The organism is Collinsella sp. TM05-37, from assembly GCF_003436455.1.
Lineage (GTDB): Bacteria > Actinomycetota > Coriobacteriia > Coriobacteriales > Coriobacteriaceae > Collinsella.
The window spans coordinates 1-20,218 of the sequence record NZ_QSPN01000024.1 but is presented as its reverse complement, the minus strand read 5'-3'; the positions used below and the strand labels follow the sequence as shown (position 1 = coordinate 20,218).

At 60.2% G+C, this 20,218-nt stretch carries 21 protein-coding genes; 20 read left to right on the top strand and 1 reads right to left on the bottom strand.

Features of this window, described 5'->3' with window-relative positions:
* Positions 1-475 precede the first annotated feature (475 nt).
* From DXD48_RS09565 to DXD48_RS09485, 17 genes are all read left to right on the top strand, one after another.
* The gene (locus DXD48_RS09565) at positions 476-1,726 is read left to right on the top strand and encodes a HemK/PrmC family methyltransferase (RefSeq protein ID WP_117565001.1); all 1,251 of its coding nucleotides are present in this window, start codon (positions 476-478) and stop codon (positions 1,724-1,726) included.
* A gap of 68 nt (positions 1,727-1,794) precedes the next feature.
* Positions 1,795-1,980, top strand: coding sequence for a type II toxin-antitoxin system HicA family toxin (locus tag DXD48_RS10385; protein WP_089573106.1), 186 nt, complete (start codon positions 1,795-1,797; stop codon positions 1,978-1,980).
* Positions 1,947-2,438 (top strand): type II toxin-antitoxin system HicB family antitoxin, encoded by a 492-nt coding sequence (locus DXD48_RS09555; protein WP_147324169.1) that lies wholly within the window; start codon positions 1,947-1,949, stop codon positions 2,436-2,438. Before DXD48_RS10385 ends, DXD48_RS09555 begins: the two co-directional genes overlap by 34 nt.
* Positions 2,439-2,572: 134 nt before the next feature.
* A complete protein-coding gene (locus DXD48_RS09550) occupies positions 2,573-3,316 on the top strand; it encodes an L-threonylcarbamoyladenylate synthase (protein ID WP_117564999.1) in 744 nt (247 codons plus the stop codon).
* Between the two features lie 13 nt (positions 3,317-3,329).
* The gene (glpK, locus tag DXD48_RS09545) at positions 3,330-4,871 is read left to right on the top strand and encodes a glycerol kinase GlpK (protein ID WP_117564998.1); all 1,542 of its coding nucleotides are present in this window, start codon (positions 3,330-3,332) and stop codon (positions 4,869-4,871) included.
* A 123-nt stretch (positions 4,872-4,994) separates the two neighbouring features.
* Positions 4,995-5,642, top strand: a complete 648-nt coding sequence (upp, locus tag DXD48_RS09540; RefSeq protein ID WP_117564997.1) for a uracil phosphoribosyltransferase — start codon at positions 4,995-4,997, stop codon at positions 5,640-5,642.
* Between the two features lie 280 nt (positions 5,643-5,922).
* On the top strand, positions 5,923-6,234 hold the full coding sequence (locus tag DXD48_RS09535; protein WP_117564996.1) for a hypothetical protein: 312 nt from the start codon (positions 5,923-5,925) through the stop codon (positions 6,232-6,234).
* Positions 6,235-6,237: 3 nt separating this feature from the next.
* Positions 6,238-7,041, top strand: coding sequence for a F0F1 ATP synthase subunit A (gene atpB / locus DXD48_RS09530; protein ID WP_022094263.1), 804 nt, complete (start codon positions 6,238-6,240; stop codon positions 7,039-7,041).
* A 124-nt stretch (positions 7,042-7,165) separates the two neighbouring features.
* A complete protein-coding gene (locus tag DXD48_RS09525; RefSeq protein WP_022094262.1) occupies positions 7,166-7,360 on the top strand; it encodes an ATP synthase subunit C in 195 nt (64 codons plus the stop codon).
* A 15-nt stretch (positions 7,361-7,375) separates the two neighbouring features.
* Entirely contained in the window at positions 7,376-7,978 is a 603-nt protein-coding gene (gene atpF, locus DXD48_RS09520; protein ID WP_055286332.1) for a F0F1 ATP synthase subunit B, read from the top strand.
* Positions 7,968-8,444: a FoF1 ATP synthase subunit delta gene (locus DXD48_RS09515; RefSeq protein ID WP_006235713.1), complete on the top strand. Its 477-nt coding sequence runs from the start codon at positions 7,968-7,970 to the stop codon at positions 8,442-8,444. Before atpF ends, DXD48_RS09515 begins: the two co-directional genes overlap by 11 nt.
* The gene (gene atpA / locus DXD48_RS09510; protein ID WP_035138794.1) at positions 8,444-10,042 is read left to right on the top strand and encodes a F0F1 ATP synthase subunit alpha; all 1,599 of its coding nucleotides are present in this window, start codon (positions 8,444-8,446) and stop codon (positions 10,040-10,042) included. The genes DXD48_RS09515 and atpA overlap by 1 nt, the downstream gene beginning before the upstream one ends.
* Before the next feature lie 5 nt (positions 10,043-10,047).
* Positions 10,048-10,956: an ATP synthase F1 subunit gamma gene (gene atpG, locus DXD48_RS09505; protein ID WP_089573102.1), complete on the top strand. Its 909-nt coding sequence runs from the start codon at positions 10,048-10,050 to the stop codon at positions 10,954-10,956.
* On the top strand, positions 10,956-12,410 hold the full coding sequence (gene atpD, locus DXD48_RS09500) for a F0F1 ATP synthase subunit beta (RefSeq protein WP_006235717.1): 1,455 nt from the start codon (positions 10,956-10,958) through the stop codon (positions 12,408-12,410). The genes atpG and atpD overlap by 1 nt, the downstream gene beginning before the upstream one ends.
* Before the next feature lie 3 nt (positions 12,411-12,413).
* A complete protein-coding gene (gene atpC, locus DXD48_RS09495) occupies positions 12,414-12,806 on the top strand; it encodes an ATP synthase F1 subunit epsilon (RefSeq protein ID WP_117564995.1) in 393 nt (130 codons plus the stop codon).
* An 88-nt stretch (positions 12,807-12,894) separates the two neighbouring features.
* The gene (gene murA / locus DXD48_RS09490) at positions 12,895-14,178 is read left to right on the top strand and encodes a UDP-N-acetylglucosamine 1-carboxyvinyltransferase (protein WP_117564994.1); all 1,284 of its coding nucleotides are present in this window, start codon (positions 12,895-12,897) and stop codon (positions 14,176-14,178) included.
* 12 nt (positions 14,179-14,190) lie between these two features.
* Positions 14,191-15,426 carry an LCP family protein gene (locus DXD48_RS09485; protein ID WP_117564993.1) on the top strand — a complete coding sequence of 412 codons (1,236 nt, stop codon included), beginning with the start codon at positions 14,191-14,193 and terminating at the stop codon, positions 15,424-15,426.
* Positions 15,427-15,803: 377 nt separating this feature from the next.
* Here DXD48_RS09485 and pepT read toward each other — a convergent pair whose 3' ends face one another.
* Positions 15,804-17,051, bottom strand: coding sequence for a peptidase T (gene pepT, locus DXD48_RS09480; RefSeq protein ID WP_117564992.1), 1,248 nt, complete (start codon positions 17,049-17,051; stop codon positions 15,804-15,806).
* 120 nt (positions 17,052-17,171) lie between these two features.
* On the opposite strand from pepT, the gene DXD48_RS09475 reads away from it, so the two are divergent.
* The 3 genes from DXD48_RS09475 (at position 17,172) to DXD48_RS09465 (ending at position 20,056) form a co-directional block, all read left to right on the top strand.
* Entirely contained in the window at positions 17,172-17,594 is a 423-nt protein-coding gene (locus tag DXD48_RS09475) for a metal-dependent transcriptional regulator (RefSeq protein ID WP_117564991.1), read from the top strand.
* 8 nt (positions 17,595-17,602) lie between these two features.
* Positions 17,603-18,496 (top strand): homocysteine S-methyltransferase family protein, encoded by an 894-nt coding sequence (locus DXD48_RS09470; protein ID WP_117564990.1) that lies wholly within the window; start codon positions 17,603-17,605, stop codon positions 18,494-18,496.
* A 159-nt stretch (positions 18,497-18,655) separates the two neighbouring features.
* The gene (locus DXD48_RS09465; protein ID WP_117564989.1) at positions 18,656-20,056 is read left to right on the top strand and encodes a phosphoglucomutase/phosphomannomutase family protein; all 1,401 of its coding nucleotides are present in this window, start codon (positions 18,656-18,658) and stop codon (positions 20,054-20,056) included.
* Positions 20,057-20,218 lie beyond the last annotated feature (162 nt).

Here is a 20,218-nt window from a genome sequence, read left to right as displayed (position 1 = left end):
TAGCCCGAGACGGGCCCGGGCTGACAATTTCGACTGTAATGGACGTTGTTAAATGACTAGTCAAACAAGAACGTCCAACGACTAGGCAGGGCACATTGCTTTGAGATGTTATTCAATCGGTTTTGATGGCCTTTGAGCTGCTTACCTGCTTAAAGTAATTAACGGCATGCATCTGCAATTGAAAATATTGCTCGAAAAAACGTCCAAGAAGTCGCGGAGCGATTTTTGATGGGTCGTGCGTCAAGCGATGTGGCAAGTTCTTGGTTAGATATTGGTCAGTTTTGGGGCAACCTTGCCAAAAGCTTGACGAATGCAAATTTAGACGTCAGCGAATGAACACTTTGAGCGAGCTCGGTGCAAAATTCTGGGCTGATTCTCGATAATCGCCTTCAATCGCCCCTTGCCAAGCGCTGGCCTCGCTTACAATCTGCTCCGACATTCGCGCGCCGTCCGGCGCTTAAGAGGGGAGGGCCCCATGGCAAACGAGATTTGGACCATCAAGCGTTGTCTCGAGTGGACCAAGGAGTACCTGGCCGAGCGCGGCGAGGAGCACCCCCGTCTTTCTGCCGAGTGGCTGCTGTGCGCCGCCACGGGCCTGGCGCGCATTGACCTATATATGCGTATGGACGAGACGCTTAACGCGGCCCAGCTCGAGACCATGCATGCGGCCGTTGTCCGCCGCGCTAAGGGCGAGCCGCTGCAATACATCACGGGCAGCACGCAGTTTCGCATGATCGACGTCGCGTGCGCCCCCGGCGTGCTCATCCCGCGCCCCGAGACCGAGATGCTCGTCGAAGAAGTCCTGAACTATCTGGATACCGAGGTGCTGAGCCCCGAGGCCGCTGCCCGTCAGCGTGTTGAGCTGCCTTGGAACGATGAGGTCGAGCAGGCCCGCAAAGCTGAGGCGGCGTTGGCCGACGAACGCGCGACCGCCGAGCGCCGTGCTGCCAACCTGACGGCCGCCGATGAGGCTGCGCTGGGTAGCGACGTGCTCGGTAGCCGCGCCTATGCCGAGGAGCTTGCCGATCGCGAGGCCGAGGAAGCCGCCGCGCAAGCAGCAGAAGCCGAAGCCGCAAAAGCCGCCGAGCCCGAGCTCGACGAATACGACATCGCCATCGAGGGCGCCGACCAGGAGACGGTTTCAGCTCAGGATGCCGCTGCGCCTGCCCCAGCCGAGCCCCGCACTGCCCGCGTTCTCGAGGTCGGCTGCGGCACGGGCTGTATCTCGCTCTCGATCGCCTGGGAGCGTCGCGGCCACGTCACCTGCACTGCTACCGATATCGAGCCGCGCGCCATCGACCTTACTACCAAAAACCGCGATGCGCTTGGCCTCACGTCCGACGAGGTCGCTTTCAGCCTCACGAACCTGGTGAGCTCCATTCCCCGTGAAGAGTGGGGCACCTTTGACGTACTCGTCTCCAACCCGCCCTACATCCCCACCGATGTCATGCGCTCGCTGCCGCACGAGGTCAAGGACTTTGAGCCCGATCTGGCGCTCGAGGGCGGTGCCGACGGCCTCGATATCTTCCGCCGCCTGCTCAACGCGGCGCCCTACATGTTGCGCGCCGGCGGCCTGTTTGCCTGCGAGCTCTACGAGGGCGCGCTCGACGCTGCGGCCGAGCTCTGCCGCCAAGCGGGTCTGTCGGACGTGCGCATCGTCCACGACCTCACCGATCGCCCCCGCATCGTCCGAGCCATCGTCACCGAGCCCAAACAGCGCCAGTAATATTTATTAACTGGTTAGCAAAAATTATAAAGTAGTTTATAATTAGGACGGCTGAAAGAGGTCGGCCCATGCAACCCCCTACCTTTCGGGAAATCATTGCCCTACTCAAGCACGATGGATTCGTGAAGGTCGCGCAAGTCGGTAGTCATGCTAAGTATGTTTCTGGTGACCGTGTTGTCACCGTGAACGGCTCTGGTGGTGATCGACCAAAGAAGGGCACGTGGGCAAGTATTCGTCGCCAAGCTGGATGGTAGTTGGAGGCAAAATGAGGCAGCGATTTACCTATGACTGCGTTCTCATAAAAGAAGACGACGGTTACTGCGCCAGCTTCCCGCAGATTCCCGGCGCCTTTGCCGATGGCGATACGCGCGAAGAAGCGATTGCCCATGCCACCGAGGCACTGATGGCGTTTTTGGCCGACGACCTCAACAACGGTTTGACTCCGGCAGGGTACGAACGCTCGGCCGAGGTCGTGGCCCTTTCAGTCGAAATCGACCACGAGGACGCTCGGGAAGCGGCGTGCCGAACATTTAAAGACGCAGCGCTGGACCTCAAAGTCTCCGCTCCGCGGATTACCGCGCTGGTCAAAGCCGGCAAACTCGATGTTGAACTCGTCGACGGCCGTCGGATGATAACGATAGACAGTATCGAGCGTTACGCCGCCCAAGAACGTCACGCCGGAAGACCAAAGAAGTTCGCAGCCGTCCAATAACCCCCTCACTTTCACCGACTACTAGAGCCGCTCACCAAACCAACATGCGCTCTGGGCAAATAGATTGAACGTTTCGTGCGAGAATGCCCCACAGTAAACAAACTTGCACCAGAGCGTAAGGGGCTGGCATACACATGCAGACGGTCTATCGGGTATACGAGGGAGCGCGCGAGCCGCATCGGCTTGCCGTCGAGCACACGGCCGAGGTGCTCGGCTGTGGCGGTCTGGCCCTGATCCCGACCGAGACCGTCTATGGTGTCGCTGTGGCAGTTAACGCCTTTTCGGACGCCGTGCCTCAAGATACAAGCGAATTCCCATCGTGGCCGCGAGATCCGCAGGCCACCGTCAACGGCGCCGCGGTCCCCGCACTCGGTACCGGCTATCGTCGTATCTTTACCCTCAAGCAGCGCGAGCTCACCCAAACGGTTGCCTGGCTGGTCGATGATGCCGAGGCACTCGTCCGCTATGGCGTGGATATCCCTAACGAGGCCCGCGTGCTCGCCCGACGATGCTGGCCGGGCGCCCTGACTATCGTGGTCAAGGCGGCCCCCTGCGTGCCGACCTTCATGCGCGCCGCCGACGACACGGTGGCGCTTCGCGCTTCGGCCTCGCCCGTGGTGCAGGCGCTCATCCGCGCCTGTGGCAGCCCCCTTGCCTGCACCAGCGCCAACACGCATGGCGCGCCCGCGCCGGCAAGCTTTGTCACGGTGGAGGAGCGCATCCTGGAGGGGGTCGATGTGGCCGTCGACGCCGGTGAGACCCCGTGTCGCGACGCTTCGACCATCGTGTCGTTTCAGCACGGTGAGCTCCAGATCCTGCGCCAAGGCGCGCTTCCCGCATCAGAGATCGAGCGGGTCCTGTCCGACCCGATGCAATAGAAAGGTGTAAGCGATGTCGTTGAATCTAGGTAGCCTGGGTATGGAAGACGCCTCGTTTAGCTTCGGCGGTTCCTACATCATGGCGCTCGACTGCGGCACCACCTCGGTACTCGCGACCATCGTCGACGAGTACGGCTGCATCGTCGCCCAGGCGCGTCGTAGCGTCAAAACCAGCTTCCCGCGCCCTGGCTGGGTGGAGCAAGACCCCATGGCGGTCCTTGCCAGCCAGATCGCCGTCATGATGGAAGTCCAGTTTAAGAGCGGTATCCACTCCGACCGCATTGCCGCCATCGGCATCTCCAACCAGCGCGAGACCACGGTGGTCTGGGACCGCGTGAGCGGTCAGCCGATCTATAACGCCATCGTATGGCAGTGCCGCCGTACCGCGCCGGCAATCGACGCGTTGGTTGAACAGGGTTGCGAGGAGCTGGTGCGCTCCCGCACGGGGCTTACGCTCGACCCGTATTTCTCGGCCTCCAAGGTGCAGTGGATTCTCGATAACGTCGACGGTGCGCGTGAGAGCGCGGCGACGGGCGACCTCATGTTCGGCACCATCGACACCTGGCTCATCTACAACCTCACCGGCGGTCAGGTCTTTGCCACCGACTACACCAATGCCAGCCGCACCGCGCTCTTTAATATCCATACGCTTGATTGGGACGACGATCTGCTGGCGCTTTTCGACGTCCCGCGTTCCATGATGCCCGAGGTTCGCTGGAGTTCGGGCGACTACGGTCGCGTCGCGAGCGACATCATGACCAACATGCCACCCATCATGGGCGTGGTGGGCGATCAGCAGGCGTCGCTGTTCGGCCACTGCTGCTTCCGTCCCGGCCAGACCAAAAACACCTATGGCACGGGTTGCTTTATGCTCATGAACACCGGCGACGAGATCGTCGAATCCAAGAACGGTCTGGTCTCCACGATCGGTATCGCCGCGGACGGCAAAATCAGCTATGCGCTCGAGGGTTCTATCTTTGCCGCCGGCTCCACCATGAACTGGCTTCGCAACAACATGGGCATCATCTCGAGCGTGAGCGAGTCGGCACAACTTGCCGCTTCGATTAACGACAACGAGGGCTGCTACTTCGTTCCCGCCTTTGCGGGTTTGGGCGCTCCCTGGTGGGACCCGCATGCCCGCGGTATCGTGTGCGGTCTGACCGGCGCCTCGAGCCGTGCGACCATCGTACGTGCCGCCTGCGAATCCATGGCATATCAGAGCTACGACGTGCTGCGCGCCATGGAGCAGGACGTGGGGCTTTCGATCGAGCGCCTGTCTGTCGATGGCGGTGCCTCGCGCAACGAGTTCATCATGCAATTCCAGGCCGACCTGCTGGATATCCCCGTGCTGCAATGCGAGACGGTGGAGACCACGGCAATCGGTGCCGCGTACTTGGCGGGTCTTGCCGTCGGCTATTGGGAAGACCTAGAAGAGCTGGAGCAAAATGCCCAGATCGTTAGGACCTTCCTTCCCCACATGTCTGCCGAGCGTCGCGAGCAAAACCTTGCGGGCTGGTGTGACGCAGTCAGGCGCTCGCTCAGTACCGCACAGTAGGGCTGCGATGGGCCGCTCGATACAACAAACCGCTAAACTAATGCATGGCGTGCGGTGGCGACATTGCTGCGCGCCTTGTCAGCAAGGCCGTTTTGCGGCCGCAACGAAAGGGGCAATCAACCCATGACCGTCACCTACGATGCGTCCCGTGTGACGCTTGTCGATCACCCGCTCGTCCAGCACAAGCTGTCGATCCTGCGCGACAAAAACACCGGCACCAACCAGTTCCGTCAGCTCGTGCGCGAACTCGCGCTTTTTGACGGCTACGAGGCCATGCGCGACCTGCCTATGGAAGACGTCGAGGTCGAGACCCCCATCACCACCGCCACGTTTAAGCAGCTTGCCGGCAAAAAGCTCGCCATCGTTCCCATCCTTCGTGCAGGCCTTGGCATGGTCGACGGCATCCTCGACCTGGTACCCTCTGCCCGCGTGGGCCACATCGGCATGGAGCGCGACGAGGTCATCCACGAGCCGCATGAGTACTACTGCAAGATGCCCAAGGATATCGACCAACGCATCTGCCTGGTTGTCGACCCCATGCTCGCCACGGGCGGTTCGGCCGAGATGGCTATCAGCTACTTGCGCGAGCGCGGTGTCAAGGACATCCGCATGCTGTGCATCGTGGCGGCCCCCGAGGGTCTCAAATCACTGACCGAAAAGGACCCCGACGTACATATCTATACCTGCGCCATCGACGACCATCTCAACGAGGCTGCCTACATCGTTCCCGGCCTCGGCGACGCCGGCGACCGCATCTACGGCACGCTCTAGTCGCTGGGCTAAACGGCCGCGGCTGCAAATACGAAGAAACGGTGCGCGCGGGCGAACAAAAGGCGACCGCGCGCACTCCTGTTAACGGACGTTTTGCCCTGCAGGGTTCGAGAAAAACGTATTACCGTACCTGCGGCATAAAGAAGGTCTTAAGAAAACGAACAGGTGCGTATTAACCGATGCTTTTTCGGTTGTACTTTAGCGATTGGCTCGTACAATAGTCACCAATGTTTGGCGGGAACTGTTCTGTGAAGCGTTAAAAAGGAAAGTGAGGACGCCAGTGTTTCAGATAGCCGATCTGCTCGCTATCGTTGCAGGCGCCATCGCGGGCGCAATTGCCTTCCTTCCCTTTGTCTTTACGCTCAAGCCGGTTCTTGACGATAAGCAGAATGCGGACATGCTCAAGGGTATGGTGAGTCTGGCGGTCTCGGCAATCGCTCTGCTCGTCTTTACCTTGGTTGTGTTTGTGTTGTTCGGAGAGGCATTTCGCATGTTCCTCCTGGGCGAGGCGATCGGCTTCGTGGCCTTTATGGCTGCCTGCACGGTTCGTGTCGTCAAGGCGCTGCGAGATCCTCATGAGGTCGAAAGGTAAGTCGTGGAAATTTTTGAAAAGCTGCCTGATGAGATTAATCATCTGGTCAGCGAGTTCAGCTCCACCCCTGTCGTGGGCGATCTGAGCTGCGGCATCACGCAGTACTCGTTTTGGCTGATCGTCTCCACGATCGTGCTCCTGATCGTCCTGGCCGTGTTCAAGAAGAAGCAGACCCTGGTCCCCAAGGGCTTCTTCGTCAACGGTTTCGAGTACATCATCGAGTACGTCGAGAACGATATCGGCAAGGGCGTCGTGGGTGAGAACTGGAAGAAGCACTTCCCGTTCCTGTGCTCGCTTTTCCTGTTCATCCTGATCAATAACATGATCGGCCTGATTCCGGGAATGAAGCCCGGCACCGGCGCAATCGGCTCCACCGCCGCGCTCGCCATCTTCGCCTTCGTGTACTTCATCTACTACGGATGCAAGGCTCACGGCGTGATCGGCTACATCAAGAGCCTCGCCCCGCAGGGCGTAAGCTTCCCGATGAACGTGCTTGTGTGGGTCGTCGAGCTTTTCTCGACCTTCCTGCGTCTCATCACGCTTGCCGTCCGTCTGTTCTGCAACATGTTCGCAGGACACGTGGTCATGGGCTCGTTCGCCATCATGGCGAGCATGTTCATGCAGCCGCTGCTTCAGCAGGTTTCCGCGGCCCACGCCGTTGGCGCCCTGCCTTCGCTAGCCTGGCTTGCCATCCTCATCCTGATCTATGCGATCGAGCTTGTGGTCGGCGCCATCCAGGCTTACGTCTTCACGGTCCTTACCGCCGTGTATGTCTCCGAGGCAGAGGAGGTCGCGGAGGAGGAGTAGCCTTCCGCTCGCGCCTTAAAGGTAAGCAATTCGTTAAACCGCCGGTGCCCGTACCCATGGAGCCCGGCAGTTATAAAAAAGGTTATCCTGCGTGAAATAAGACACGCACGACAAAGGAGGAATCGTGGGAGTTATCGGTTACGGTCTCGGTGTTATCGGCGCTGGTCTTGCTATCGGCCTGTCTGCTCTGGGTGCTACGGGTGCTATGGCCCGTCAGCCTGAGGTCCAGGGCCGCGTGTTCACCGTCTTCATCATGGGCTCCGCCTTCGGCGAGGCTCTGGCTCTGATCGGCTTCGTTGTCGCGCTGATCGTTAAATAGCACGGAGCGTCAAGTATGAATCTTTCATCCCAGAAGAGCGCGATCGCACTCTCCGCGTCCGCGGCCGCGCTGCTCATGCCGGTTTCCGCGTTCGCCGAGGACGGCGCTGCCGGTGCGGACATCCTCATCCCTAAGATGGCGGAGTTCATCCCGGCGCTTATCGCCTTCCTGATCATCTGGATCGTGCTGGCCAAGGTCGCCCTGCCGGGCATCATGAAAACCATGGAGGAGCGCGGCAAGAAGATCGAGGAGAGCCTCGACGAGGCCGAGAAGACCAAGCAGGAGGCTATCGCCAAGCGCGCTGAGTCCGACTCGATCGTCACCGACGCCCGCCGTCAGGCTGCCGACATCGTCCTCGAGGCCCGTAAGGACGCCGAGTCCGAGCGCGCCCGTATCATCGAGGCTGCTCACAAGGAGGCCGAGGAGATCATCGCCAAGGCCCATACGACCGTCGAGGACGAGCGCAAGTCCATCTACGCCGGTGCCGCGAGTTCCATCGCCGACCTGTCCGTTGCCGTCGCCACCAAGATCGTGGGCGAGGCACTCGAGGACGAGTCCGAGCAGAAGAAGCTCATCGAGCGCTACATCCAGGAAGCAGGTAGCCTGAATGCCGACTAGCCGCTATCAGGACAAGGTGCTCGAGACCTACGCGCGCTCCCTTCTGGAAGCCGCTAAGGCCGAGAACCATGTGTTCGAGGACCTCGAGATGATCGAGCGCCTGGCTAGCGCCAGCCCCGAGATCATCGCCGTGCTCGACACCATGTCCAAGCGCGACCAGCTCGACCTTCTTCCCAAGGTGGCAGCTGCCTTTAAGTATGTTGCCGAGGAAGACGAGGATGTAGTGGGCGTGACCGTCACCACGGCGATCCCGCTCGACGACGAGCTGCGTCAAACCATCACTAAGAAATGCGAGCAGGACTTCGGCCGCAAGGTATTCCTTATCGAGCAGGTCGACCCGTCTATCGTGGGCGGCCTGGTGCTCGAGGCCCGCGGCGAGCGTCGTGACATTTCCGTCAAGACGCAGCTGCGCATCGCGCAGGAGACCCTCGCAAACTCTGCTAATTCGTACGGAGGTGAAGCCTAATGTCCGAAACCCTCAATGCCCAGGATATCGCCAAGAAACTGCAGGAGCAGCTCACGAGCCTCTCCGCGACGGTCGATACGCATGAGGTTTCAACGGTCGACGAGGTAGGCGACGGCATCGCGCGCGTCTCCGGCCTCAAGAGCGCCATGGCAGGCGAGCTTCTGGAGTTCAAGAGCTCCGATACCGGTGAGACCGTCTTCGGCCTTGCCCAGAACCTTGACCGTGACGAGGTCGGCGCCGTTCTGTTTGGTGCCGTCGACTCCATCAAGGAAGGCGACGAGTGCCGCACCACTGGCCGCATTATGGATATCCCCGTGAGCCGTGCCATGCTCGGCCGCGTCGTCAATCCGCTCGGCCAGCCCATCGACGGCCTGGGCGACATCGTCGCCACGCACCGTCGCCCCATCGAGTTCAAGGCTCCCGGCGTCATCGATCGTACCCCGGTGTGCGAGCCGGTTCAGACCGGTCTGCTCGCTATCGACTCCATGGTGCCTATTGGCCGCGGTCAGCGTGAGCTCATCATCGGCGACCGTAAGACCGGTAAGACCGCCATCGCCATCGACGCTATCCTCAACCAGCGCGGCAAGGGCATGGTCTGCATCTATGTCGCCATCGGCCAGAAGGCCTCCACGGTTGCCAACATCCGCGAGACCCTCGCTCAGCACGGTGCGCTCGACTACACCATCATCGTTTCGGCCACCGCTGCCGATTCCGCCCCTATGCAGTACATCGCGCCTATGGCCGGTGCCGCTATCGGCGAGTTCTTCATGTACAACGGCGAGGACGGCAAGCCCGCCAGCGAGACCAACCCCGGCGGCCACGTGCTCGTCATCTACGACGACCTGTCCAAGCAGGCTGTGGCCTACCGTCAGATGTCGCTGACGCTGCATCGTCCGCCCGGACGCGAGGCCTATCCTGGCGACATCTTCTACCTGCACTCTCGTCTGCTCGAGCGTGCCGTCAAGATGTCCAAGAAGAACGGTTACGGCTCCATGACGGCACTGCCGATCATCGAGACCCAGGACGGCGACGTCTCGGCCTACATTCCGACCAACGTCATTTCCATTACCGATGGTCAGATCTACCTGCAGTCCGAGCTCTTCTTCCAGGGTCAGCGCCCGGCAGTCGATGTGGGCATCTCCGTGTCCCGCGTCGGTGGCGATGCGCAGACCAAGGCCATGAAGCAGGTCGCCGGCAACCTCCGTCTGGACCTCGCTTCCTATCAGGAGCTCGCTGGCTTTACGCAGTTCGGCTCCGACCTCGACGAGGCTACTCAGAAGCAGCTGACCCATGGTGCTCGCATGACCGAGCTCCTGAAGCAGCCGCGTTACAAGCCGTTTGAGGTTGGCGAGCAGATCGTTACGCTGTTCGCTGGCAACGAGGGCTTCCTGGATGACCTGGAGATCGCCGACGTGCTGCCCTTCCGTGCCGAGCTCATCGAGTACATGGACAATGGCTTTGGTTCGCTGCTCGACAAGGTTCGCGCCAAGAAGATCGATGATGACACCAAGGCTGAGCTCTTGCGCGTCATCGGCGACTTCAAGCAGCAGTTCATGGCCAAGCACCATTCGGATGTTTCTGGATCAGAGGAGAACTAAGCCCCATGGCCAACCTTCGCGACATTAAGAAGCGAATCTCCTCGGTTACCACGACCAAGCAGATCACGCGCACGATGGAGATGGTCTCTACGGCCAAGATCCGTCGTGCCCTCGATCGCTCCAAGCAGGCCGAGCCCTATAAGGAGGCGCTGACCGACGTCATGTTGACGGTCGCCGGCGACGCCTCCTGTTCGGGCACCGATCCCATGCTGCAGAAGCATGAGAGCGTTAAGCGTGGCCTGATTGTCGTCATTGCTTCGGACCGCGGCCTTGCCGGCGGTTTCAATACGACGGTGGAGCGCACGGCCGAAAAGCTCGCCGCTTCTTGGGCGAACGATGGCATCGAGTGCGAGATCATCGCGTGTGGGCGCAAACCGGCCACGTATTTCCGTGACCGAGCAAACGTTGTCATGCACTTTGAGGGCAACTCCTCTGAGCCCGATTTCAATCAGGCCCGCATGATCTCCTCTCATATCTGCGATGCGTATCGTGCCGGTGAGCTTGACCGTGTCGAGCTTGTCTACCACCACGCCAAGAACCGCGTGGATCAGGAGCTTCGCGTCGAGCATCTGTTGCCGCTCGACCCCGAGATGATCGCTATGGCCCACGGTCCGCGTAAGAACGAGACCGACGCCCCTAAGCGCATCTCGTCCACGTTCGAGTTCGTGCCCTCTCCCGAGCATGTTCTCGGCAAGCTTGTGCCGTCTTACATCCTGACGGTCATCTACCAGGCCCTGATCGATTCGGCGGCTGCCGAGCAGGGTGCACGCCGCAAGGCCATGCACTCCGCGACGGAAAACGCCACCGCGATCATCTCGACCCTTACCCGCACGTATAGTCGCGTGCGCCAGGCTTCGATCACGACCGAGATTAACGAGATCGTCGGCGGAGCCTCAGCATTGGAGGAACAGTAATGGCTAATAACACCGTAAAGCTTGCGGTCGAGGAAGCCACCAAGAAGACGACTGCCGGTGATGGTCGCATCGTGCGAATCATCGGCCCTGTCGTCGACGTCAAGTTTGACGGCGCGGTGCCCCCGATCTACAACGCGCTCACGGTCGAGGCCGAGACCCCGATCGGTCATCTGAGCACGATCCTCGAGGTCGAGAGCCAGCTTCCGGGCGGCGTCGTCCGCACGGTCGCCATGTCCTCGACCGACGGCCTGCAGCGCGGCCTCATCGCCACCGATACCGGTGAGCCCATGAAGATGCCCGTTGGCCCCAAGACGCTCGGCCGAATTTGGAACGTTATGGGCAAGCCCGTCGACGGCAAGCCCATGCCCGAGGTGGAGGAGTTCTACCCCATCCACCATGCAGCGCCCCGTTTCGACGAGCTCACCACCAAGACCGAGATCTTCGAGACCGGCATCAAGGCCGTCGACCTGCTCGAGCCCTACATCCGTGGCGGCAAGACAGGCCTGTTCGGCGGCGCCGGCGTCGGCAAGACCGTTCTGATTCAGGAGCTCATCAACAACCTCGCCCAGGAGCACGGTGGCACCTCGGTGTTCACCGGCGTCGGCGAGCGTACCCGCGAGGGCACCGACCTGTTCCTCGAGATGAGCGAGTCTGGCGTTATCGACAAGACCTGCTTGGTCTATGGTCAGATGAACGAGCCGCCCGGAGCGCGTCTGCGCATCGGTCTGGCCGGCCTTACCACCGCTGAGTACTTCCGCGATCGCGGCCAGGACGTTCTGCTGTTCATCGACAACATCTTCCGCTTCTCCCAGGCAGGTTCCGAGGTTTCCGCACTGCTGGGCCGTATGCCGTCCGCCGTTGGTTACCAGCCCACGCTGGCAACCGAGATGGGCGACCTCCAGGAGCGCATTACCTCGACCAAGACGGGCTCCATTACCTCCGTCCAGGCTGTCTACGTCCCCGCAGACGACCTGACCGACCCGGCGCCTGCCACGACGTTTACGCACCTCGACGCCACCACGGTTCTTTCGCGTAGCATTTCGTCGCTCGGCCTGTTCCCGGCTATCGACCCGCTCGCGTCTTCCTCCGACGCTCTCGATCCCTCGATCGTTGGCGAGGAGCACTACCGTGTCGCCGTCAAGGTCCAGGAGCTCCTGCAGGAGTACTCCGACCTTCAGGACATCATCGCCATTCTGGGTATGGACGAGCTGTCCGAGGAGCAGCGTCTTACGGTCAACCGTGCCCGTAAGATTCAGCAGTTCCTCTCGCAGTCCTTCCACGTCGCCGAGAAGTTCACCGGCAACCCCGGTGTCTACGTCCGCGTCGAGGATACCGTCCGCTCTTTCGCCGAGATTGTCGACGGCAAGGCCGATGACCTGCCCGAGCAGGCTTTCCGCTATGCTTCCACGATTGAGGACGTGCGCGAGCGCGCCCGCAAGATGGGGGAGAAGTAGGTTATGCGTATCCGCATCGTGTGCCCCGTGAGCTGCGCCTATGAGGGCGACGCTGCGTTTGTGTCGATTCCGTCCACGGATGGCGAGTTTGGCGTCCTGCCTGCTCACTCCAGCGAGATTTGCACGATCGACCGCGGCTACGTTCGCGTTTCCGATAAGGCCATGGGCACTGTCGACCACACGTTTGCCGTGGCCGGCGGCTATGTCCAGGTTGCGGACGATGTCGTGACCGTTCTCGCCGAGCGCGCTTGCGATTTGGCGACCGTCGATGCCGACAAGCTTAAAGCTGATATTCAAGGTTTTGAAGAGAAGCTGGGTAATTTGTCGGAGGATGATGCACGCCGCGCCTACCTCTATAATGAAATCGCATGGTGTAAGCTCAAGCTTGCCCAATAGTCAAACGATTTAGCGTTCGACCATTTGCGAACACATCATGCCCGGGATGGCCCAGCCACCCCGGGCATGCTTTTTGAAAGGGTAGACCTTGGATATTATCCGCGTTGAGGGTGGCCACGCCATTGGAGGCTCCGTGCCCGTCTCGGGCGCCAAGAACTCCGCGCTCAAACTCATGGCGGCAACGCTTCTGGCGCCGGGCAAGACGACGCTGCAGAACGTGCCCGATATTTCCGATGTCCACGTGATGGGCAAGGTGCTCAAGGGCATGGGCGCTACGATCGATGTTCTCGACGAGCACACGCTCGAGATTGATACCTCTCAGGTCGATTCATGGGAGGCCCCCTACGAGCTCGTTGCCAAGATGCGCGCTTCCACCGCCGTCATGGGGCCCCTGCTGGGCCGCTTCCATCGCGCCAAAATTGCCATGCCGGGCGGCTGCAACCTGGGTGCTCGTAAGATCGATATGCACATTCTTGGTCTTGAGGCCCTGGGCGTTGAGTTCGATACCGCCCACGGTTACATCAACGCTAATGCGCCCCAAGGTCTGCGCGGTACCACCGTCACGCTCGAGTTTGCCAGCGTCGGTGCGACCGAGAACCTCATCATGGCCTCTGTGCGCGCACAGGGCACCACGGTTATCGACAATGCCGCCCGCGAGCCCGAGATCGTCGATCTCGCTAACATGCTCAACGAGATGGGCGCCAAGATTGTTGGCGCCGGTACGCCCGTCGTGACTATCGAAGGCGTGGAAGAGCTCCATCCCGTTACCCATCGCGTGGTGGGCGACCGCATCGAGGCCGGTACCTTTATCGTTGCCGGTGCGTTGATGGCCGACGATCGCGGTGTCGATGTCACGGGCTTTTGCCCCATTCACTTGGGCATGGTGCTCAAGAAGATGGAGCTTATGGGTATCGACTGCGAGCGCGTCGAGGATGGCGTCCATGTGAACCGTGCCGAGCGTATCAAGCCGGTCGACATCCAGACGCTTCCGTTCCCCGGTTTCCCGACCGACATGCAGGCGCAGATTATGGTGCTCTCCGCCCTTGCCGACGGCAGTTCCGTTATTACCGAAAACATCTTCGAGAATCGCTTTATGTTTGCCTCTGAGCTGGTGCGCATGGGTGCCGACATTCGTATCGAGAGCCATCATGCCATGATTCATGGCGTCAAGGGCTTCTCGGGCGCACAGGTTACCTCGCCCGATCTGCGTGGCGGAGCGGCCCTCGTCGTAGCGGGCTTGATCGCCGACGGGACGACCGAGGTTTCGGCCATCCATCACATCAAGCGCGGCTACGAGCGGTTTGTCGAAAAGCTGCAGGCGCTCGGCGCGCATGTCGAGCATGCTACCGTCTCCGATCCCGTCATCTACTAATACAGGTTGCCTATGTTTAATAAAAAGCCCCTCGCGGATACCACCACCCGAAGACCCTCAACTGGTGCGCAGGCCAAGATCTACAGTCGCGATAACGTGGCTCGTTATTCCGAGCGAGCTCGCCAACGTCGTCGTAGCCACACGATTCGCCACGTCGCGCTCATTGTCGTGCTTGGCGTGCTACTGAGCGCCACTACCGCTGCCGGCCTGTGGTTTGCCACCATTATGGGCAAGCTCGGCGATTCTAATGTCATTACCGACAATCTGCGTCGGGTTCTGGTTGACACCGATGAGGCAAAGGATCCGTTCTACGTGCTGCTTCTTGGCACCGACGGCCGTCCGGGCGAGGATACGTATCGTGCCGACTCGATTATCCTGGCACGCATCGACCCCACGCAAAAGCAGGCGACGCTCATTTCCGTTCCGCGCGACACCAAGGTCGTGTACAAGGGCGAGACCATGAAGATCAACGCCTGCCATACCGTTGGCGGCGCCGAGGCCATGGTCGAGGCGGTCAACGAGCTGTGCGGTGTTCAGATTTCCCACTATGCCGAGGTCAGCTTCGACGGTATGCAGGCGCTGATTGATTCGGTTGGCGGTATCGACATTAACGCAACCGATGATGTTGACGACCCCGAGCACCTGGATATTAAGATTACCGCTGGCCAGCAGCATATGGACGGTGCCACCGCCCTTACCTATGCCCGCTGCCGCTACACCTATGCCGACGGCGATTACACGCGCATGCGCCACCAGCGTCAGGTGCTTGGCGCCCTTGCCAACCAGATTCTCAATAACTTCGATGCCACGAAGATCTTTGGCCTGGTTAATTCGCTGTCCGATATGCTCGTAACCGATATGAGCGTTCAGGATATCGTGGCTACGGTCAATGCCATGCGCGGTATGGATGTCGACGGTATCTACTCGGCCAACCTGCCCTCGTACGCCGACGACAGCACCATGATCGACGGCGTGAGCTATGTCTTTGTCTACGAGGACGAGCTCAAGGAAATGATGGAGCGCGTCGATGCCGGCAAGGATCCCAAGGGTCCCAACACCATGGGTCTTTCCGACGGCTCCAGCTCTACGATCGGTGACCTCAGCAACAACACGTCTGACGACTACGCAAACGGTACCGCAACCTCATCGGTCAGCTCTGACGATTCCGATGGCTCAAGCGATTCGAGCGATTCGGACTACTACGAAGAGCCCACCGGCGACGGCAACGGCTACGAGGCCAACTACTAGGGTTACGCGGTTTTACCAAACCGCGTAACCGCTTGACGCTGCGCGGGCCGCATTTGGACAATCTGACGTTCAACTTCAAGGGCGCGACCAGAAGGTCAGCGCCCTTTCGTTTCACGTCACCTTGTCTCAAATGCGACCCGCTCGCTGCCCGTCCTCAACCTGCGACGTTAGTCATTGGGGACGTCCTTAAACGACTGGTCAAAGGGGACACTCTTGATGCACTTGGCACTTGGGGACGTTCCTTTTGTGCCGGCAGTTTGGGACACTCCTTGCGTTAAGAGGCTGGCGTGCGTCAACCTGTTCTCATTGCAGCAAAAAATCGCCCCGTTCTTGGTTGAGGACGGGGCGATTCGTCTTTTTGACTTGTGCAGCCAGGCTTATGCAAAGCGGGCGACGAGCTCCTGGAGCACGTCGGTCATCTTGACGAGCGAACTGACCGGGACGAATTCGTTGACGCCGTGATAGCAATAGCCGCCGGTGGAAAGGTTGGGGCAGGGCAGACCGCGGAACGACAGCTGCGCGCCGTCGGTGCCGCCGCGAATCGGCAGCACTTGGGGCTCAACGCCGCAGGCAAGGTAGGCTTCCTTGGCAACATCAATAAGCTCGGGATAGTCACGAACGATTTCGGCCATATTTCGATACTGCTGCTTAATCTCGACCGTTACGCGCTCCTCACCCAGACGCTGGTTGAGCATCGAGGCGGCGGCATCAATAAGGTCGAGTTTCTGCTGGAACTTGGCGGCGTCATGGTCGCGGACGATGTAGCGCGCCGTGGCGTGATCGACGGTTGCAGATACGCCCTCAAGGTGATAAAAGCCCTCGTAGCCTTCCGTATACTCCGGGCGCTGCACGTAGGGGAGCAACGCGTTGAAGTCGCAGAACAGATTGCCTGCGTTGACCATACGGCCCTTGGCGTCGCCCGGGTGGATGGACTGGCCCTCAAAGCGGATGGTCGCCTCGGCGGCGTTAAAGCACTCCCACTCCAGCTCGCCGATGGGGCCGCCGTCGACCGTGTAGGCGTACTTGCAGCCAAAGGTATCGATATCCAACAGCTCGGCTCCGTGACCGATCTCCTCGTCAGGGCAGAAGCAAATGCCGAGTGCGGGATGGGGCAGAGAAGGGTCCTGAGCGATACGCGCGACAAGCGACATGATCTCGGCGACGCCTGCCTTGTCGTCCGCGCCCAGCAGCGTGGTGCCATCGCTGCAGACCAAGTCCTCACCCGCGAGGTCGTTCAGGGCGGGAAGCTTGGCGGTACTCATGGCAACGGGCTTACCGTCAACCGTGCCGCAGACCAGGTCGCCGCCTTCGTAGTGTACGATGTGCGGCTTCACGCCGGCGCCCGGTGCAACTTCGGTGGTGTCGAGATGGGCGATCAGGCCCAGGGCGGGCTTGTCCTCAGCGCCCGCACTTGCGGGGATATGCGCGCAGACATAGGCGTGCTCGGTCACGTGGGCATCTTCCGCACCAAGCTCGCGCAGCTCTTCAGCCAGCACGTTGGCAAGGTCAAACTGAACGGTGCTCGAAGGTACCTGGTCGCAGTTTGCATCCTCGGACTGCGTGTTGATCTGGACGTAGCGCAAAAAGCGTTCGAGGACATCGGGGTTCGTGGTGGTGTTTTCCATAAAGACCGCTCCAATCTTGGTCGTCGTGTGCAACAAGAACTCTAGCACGGTATGCCACGGCATACCGCGATGCTTGGATGGGGTAGAATCAGCCATTGAATGCAGAAGGGACGGAAGATCATGGATACGACAAATAGCTCGCGCGAACTACATCTGACGGTGGCGAACGAAGACTACTTGGAGTGCATGGTTCGCATTGAAAGCGAAGAGGGGGAAACCAACGGCGTGCGATCGGTCGACATCGCGCAGCGCCTTGGCGTCTCCAAGGCATCGGTCAATAAAGCGGTTTCGGCGCTCAAGGCATCCGAGCTTGTCGAGCAATCGCACTATGGCAAGGTAATCCTGACCGATCGCGGCCGCGAGGTTGGCACGGCTATCTGGTACCGTCATCGCCTCATCCGCACGTTTTTGGTTCAGGAGCTCGGTGTCGAATTTGAGCGAGCCGATTCCGAGGCCTGCATGATGGAGCATGCACTATCCGAGGACACGATGAACCGCTGGCTCGCCTATCTCGAAAAGCAGGGAATCAGCGTCGAGGAATAGCGGGATATATGGATACGAGTTATTACAACCGCTTTGGTGCCGAGGAACTTACGCGCCGCTTGTCGAGCGAGACCTTGTTGGCGCAGGGCCCCATGGGCAGTGTCTTGTTGAGTGAGTACGATGCCGCCGACATTCCACCGGCGTTTTGGAATCTGGCAGAGCCGCAGACCGTTTCTCGCATCCATCGCTTGTATGTCGCCGCCGGCGCGCAGGTGCTCATTACCAACACCTTTCAGGCATCGAGCTATGCCCTCAAGCACGACCAGATTTCGCCGTCCGTGGCGGAGGTCAATCGCGGGGCCGTCGACGATGCTCGCCAGGCGCACCCTCAGCTGCTGCTGGGCTCGATGGGCCCGATCGGTATTGAGTGGTTTGCCGAGGACTCTGCCGAGTATCGTGAAATCCGAGGCATTGCGCGCGAACAGGCGCACGCCTTGCTCAATGCCGGCGTTGACGGTCTGCTGATCGAGACGGTGACGTCTATCCGTAATTTGCAGCCCATGCTTGCCGGCGCTCGAGATGCCGCCGACGGCATGCCTGTTCTGGTGAGTTTTGTCGTTGACGATAAAGGCGACCTGTTGGGCGATGGCCTCAACATCGAGGCAGCCGTTTTGTACGCCGAAAAACACGGCGCAAACTCGGTTGGTGTCAATTGCTGTTCGCTTGCGGCCGCGAACGCGGCGGTGCCCAGGATGGTTGCATCGGCGACTACTCCCGTCACGGTGCGTCCCAACGTAGGCGATCCGGTCCAGACTCAGGATGGCCCCGTATGGCACGAGAACCCCGAAGCTTTCGCGCGCGCATGCATCGAATGGAGACATGCCGGTGCCGCAATGGTGGGCAGTTGCTGTGGAACCACGGCAATCACTACGGCAGCGATGGCCGAGGCGCTCGATATATAAAGGGCAAAACCGCTCCATACGGGGCGGTTTTTTTTATTGCCTGCATGTCCTCGGCAGCATTTGCCCAAATGGTGAATGCTGGTGCCGGCAGGTTGCCGAGTGTGTATCGCGGGTATACCTCATGCGTACCATGATCCAAACACTGTGAGGTGTCTGCGCGTGTGCGCGATAATTCATTTTGGAACTGACGGTTGGCGCGCTCGCGTCGATGAGGACTTCAATGCCGATAACGTTGCCCGTATCGCCGATGCCGTCGGCGAGTTGTGGCAAAAGACCAATCCGGGCAAAACGGTATATATAGGGTTCGACACTCGGCCCCTGGCGCGCGAGTTCGCTGAGCTTGCGGCGGGTGTGCTAGCAGCGCACGGGCTAGACGCCGTGCTCGCTTCGCGACCTGTTCCGACCCCTGCCCTTACGTGGGCGGCGGCTTATGACGGTGAGGCGTGCGGCGCGCTCATGGTGACGGGGTCCCATCATCCGCAGGGTTATCTGTGTCTCAAGATTCGCATGGGTGACGGCTCGACCGCCAACCAGGATGTCATCGAAGAGCTCGAAGAGACCATGGCTCCCGAGCCAATGGGGATCGAGGGGCAATATCGCACCGCGGATATCATTCCTGACTATATGCAAGCGGTGGCATCGTTTGTCGATGCCGAAGCCATCCGCGCCGCGCACCTGCGCGTGGTTGTTGACCCCATGGGCGGCGCAGCCCAGGGCTATCTAGCCGACTTGCTGCGCGAGCTTGGCGTTGAGGTGCACGAGATTCACGCCGGGCAGGCGCCTGACCAAGAAGATATCTGCCCCGACCCCGTTGAGCCGTGGGTGGACGCTTGCGAGCATACGGTTATCGAGGACGGAGCTTGCGCTGGCCTGGTGACCGACGGCGACGCCGACCGTATCGGCGCGGTTGACGAGCGCGGCAGATATATACATCCGCATCAGATCATGGCGCTCGTTTTGGGCGACTTGGTTCAATTTCGTAATTTGGAGGGGCGCGTCGTCGTCAATCTTTCGTGCTCGACGCTCGTGCGTCGCATTGCCGAGGCGCTTGGCTGCCGCGTGACCGTCAAACCAGTCGGTTTCAAATATATAGCGGCAGAGATGAAGAAGGGTGGCGTCCTCATAGGCGGCGAAGAAGCCGGTGGTATCGGCATCGCCGCGCATATGCCCGAGCGCGATGGAATCCTCGCCTGTCTGATTCTGTGTGAGCTTATGGCAAAGACGGACGCGCCTTTGGGCGTTCTGGTCGACCAACTCGAGGACAGATTTGGTAAGACGAGTTACGGTCGACGCGATTTGCGCCTTGAGGCCGAAGATGCCGAAACGTTGCGAACCCTGCTGCCGGGCGTAAACCCCAAGTCGATTTGTGGCAAGGTACCGCAAAACGTTAGTCATATGGATGGCTTGCGTTTAGCATTCGAGGATGATACGTGGCTGCTGGTCCGTCCTAGCGGGACCGAACCAGTGGTGCGCGTCTACGCCGAGGGGTTCTCAGTGGAAGAGCGTGATGAGTTGCTCGATGCTGGCTGTGCTTTAGCTAGGGGAACGTATCCGCTTTAACCATGAGACTGCCTTATATAAAGAGATGCTCGGCGAGGGGTAGTTAACGGCTGGCAAACGTTAGTCGGATCCCAAATTGTGTAGGAAATGTGTACGCCCAGATTCCCGCCCCCGACGCCCCTCCGGTCTGGCAATATATCTCCTTGCCGCGCGGCCCGGTCG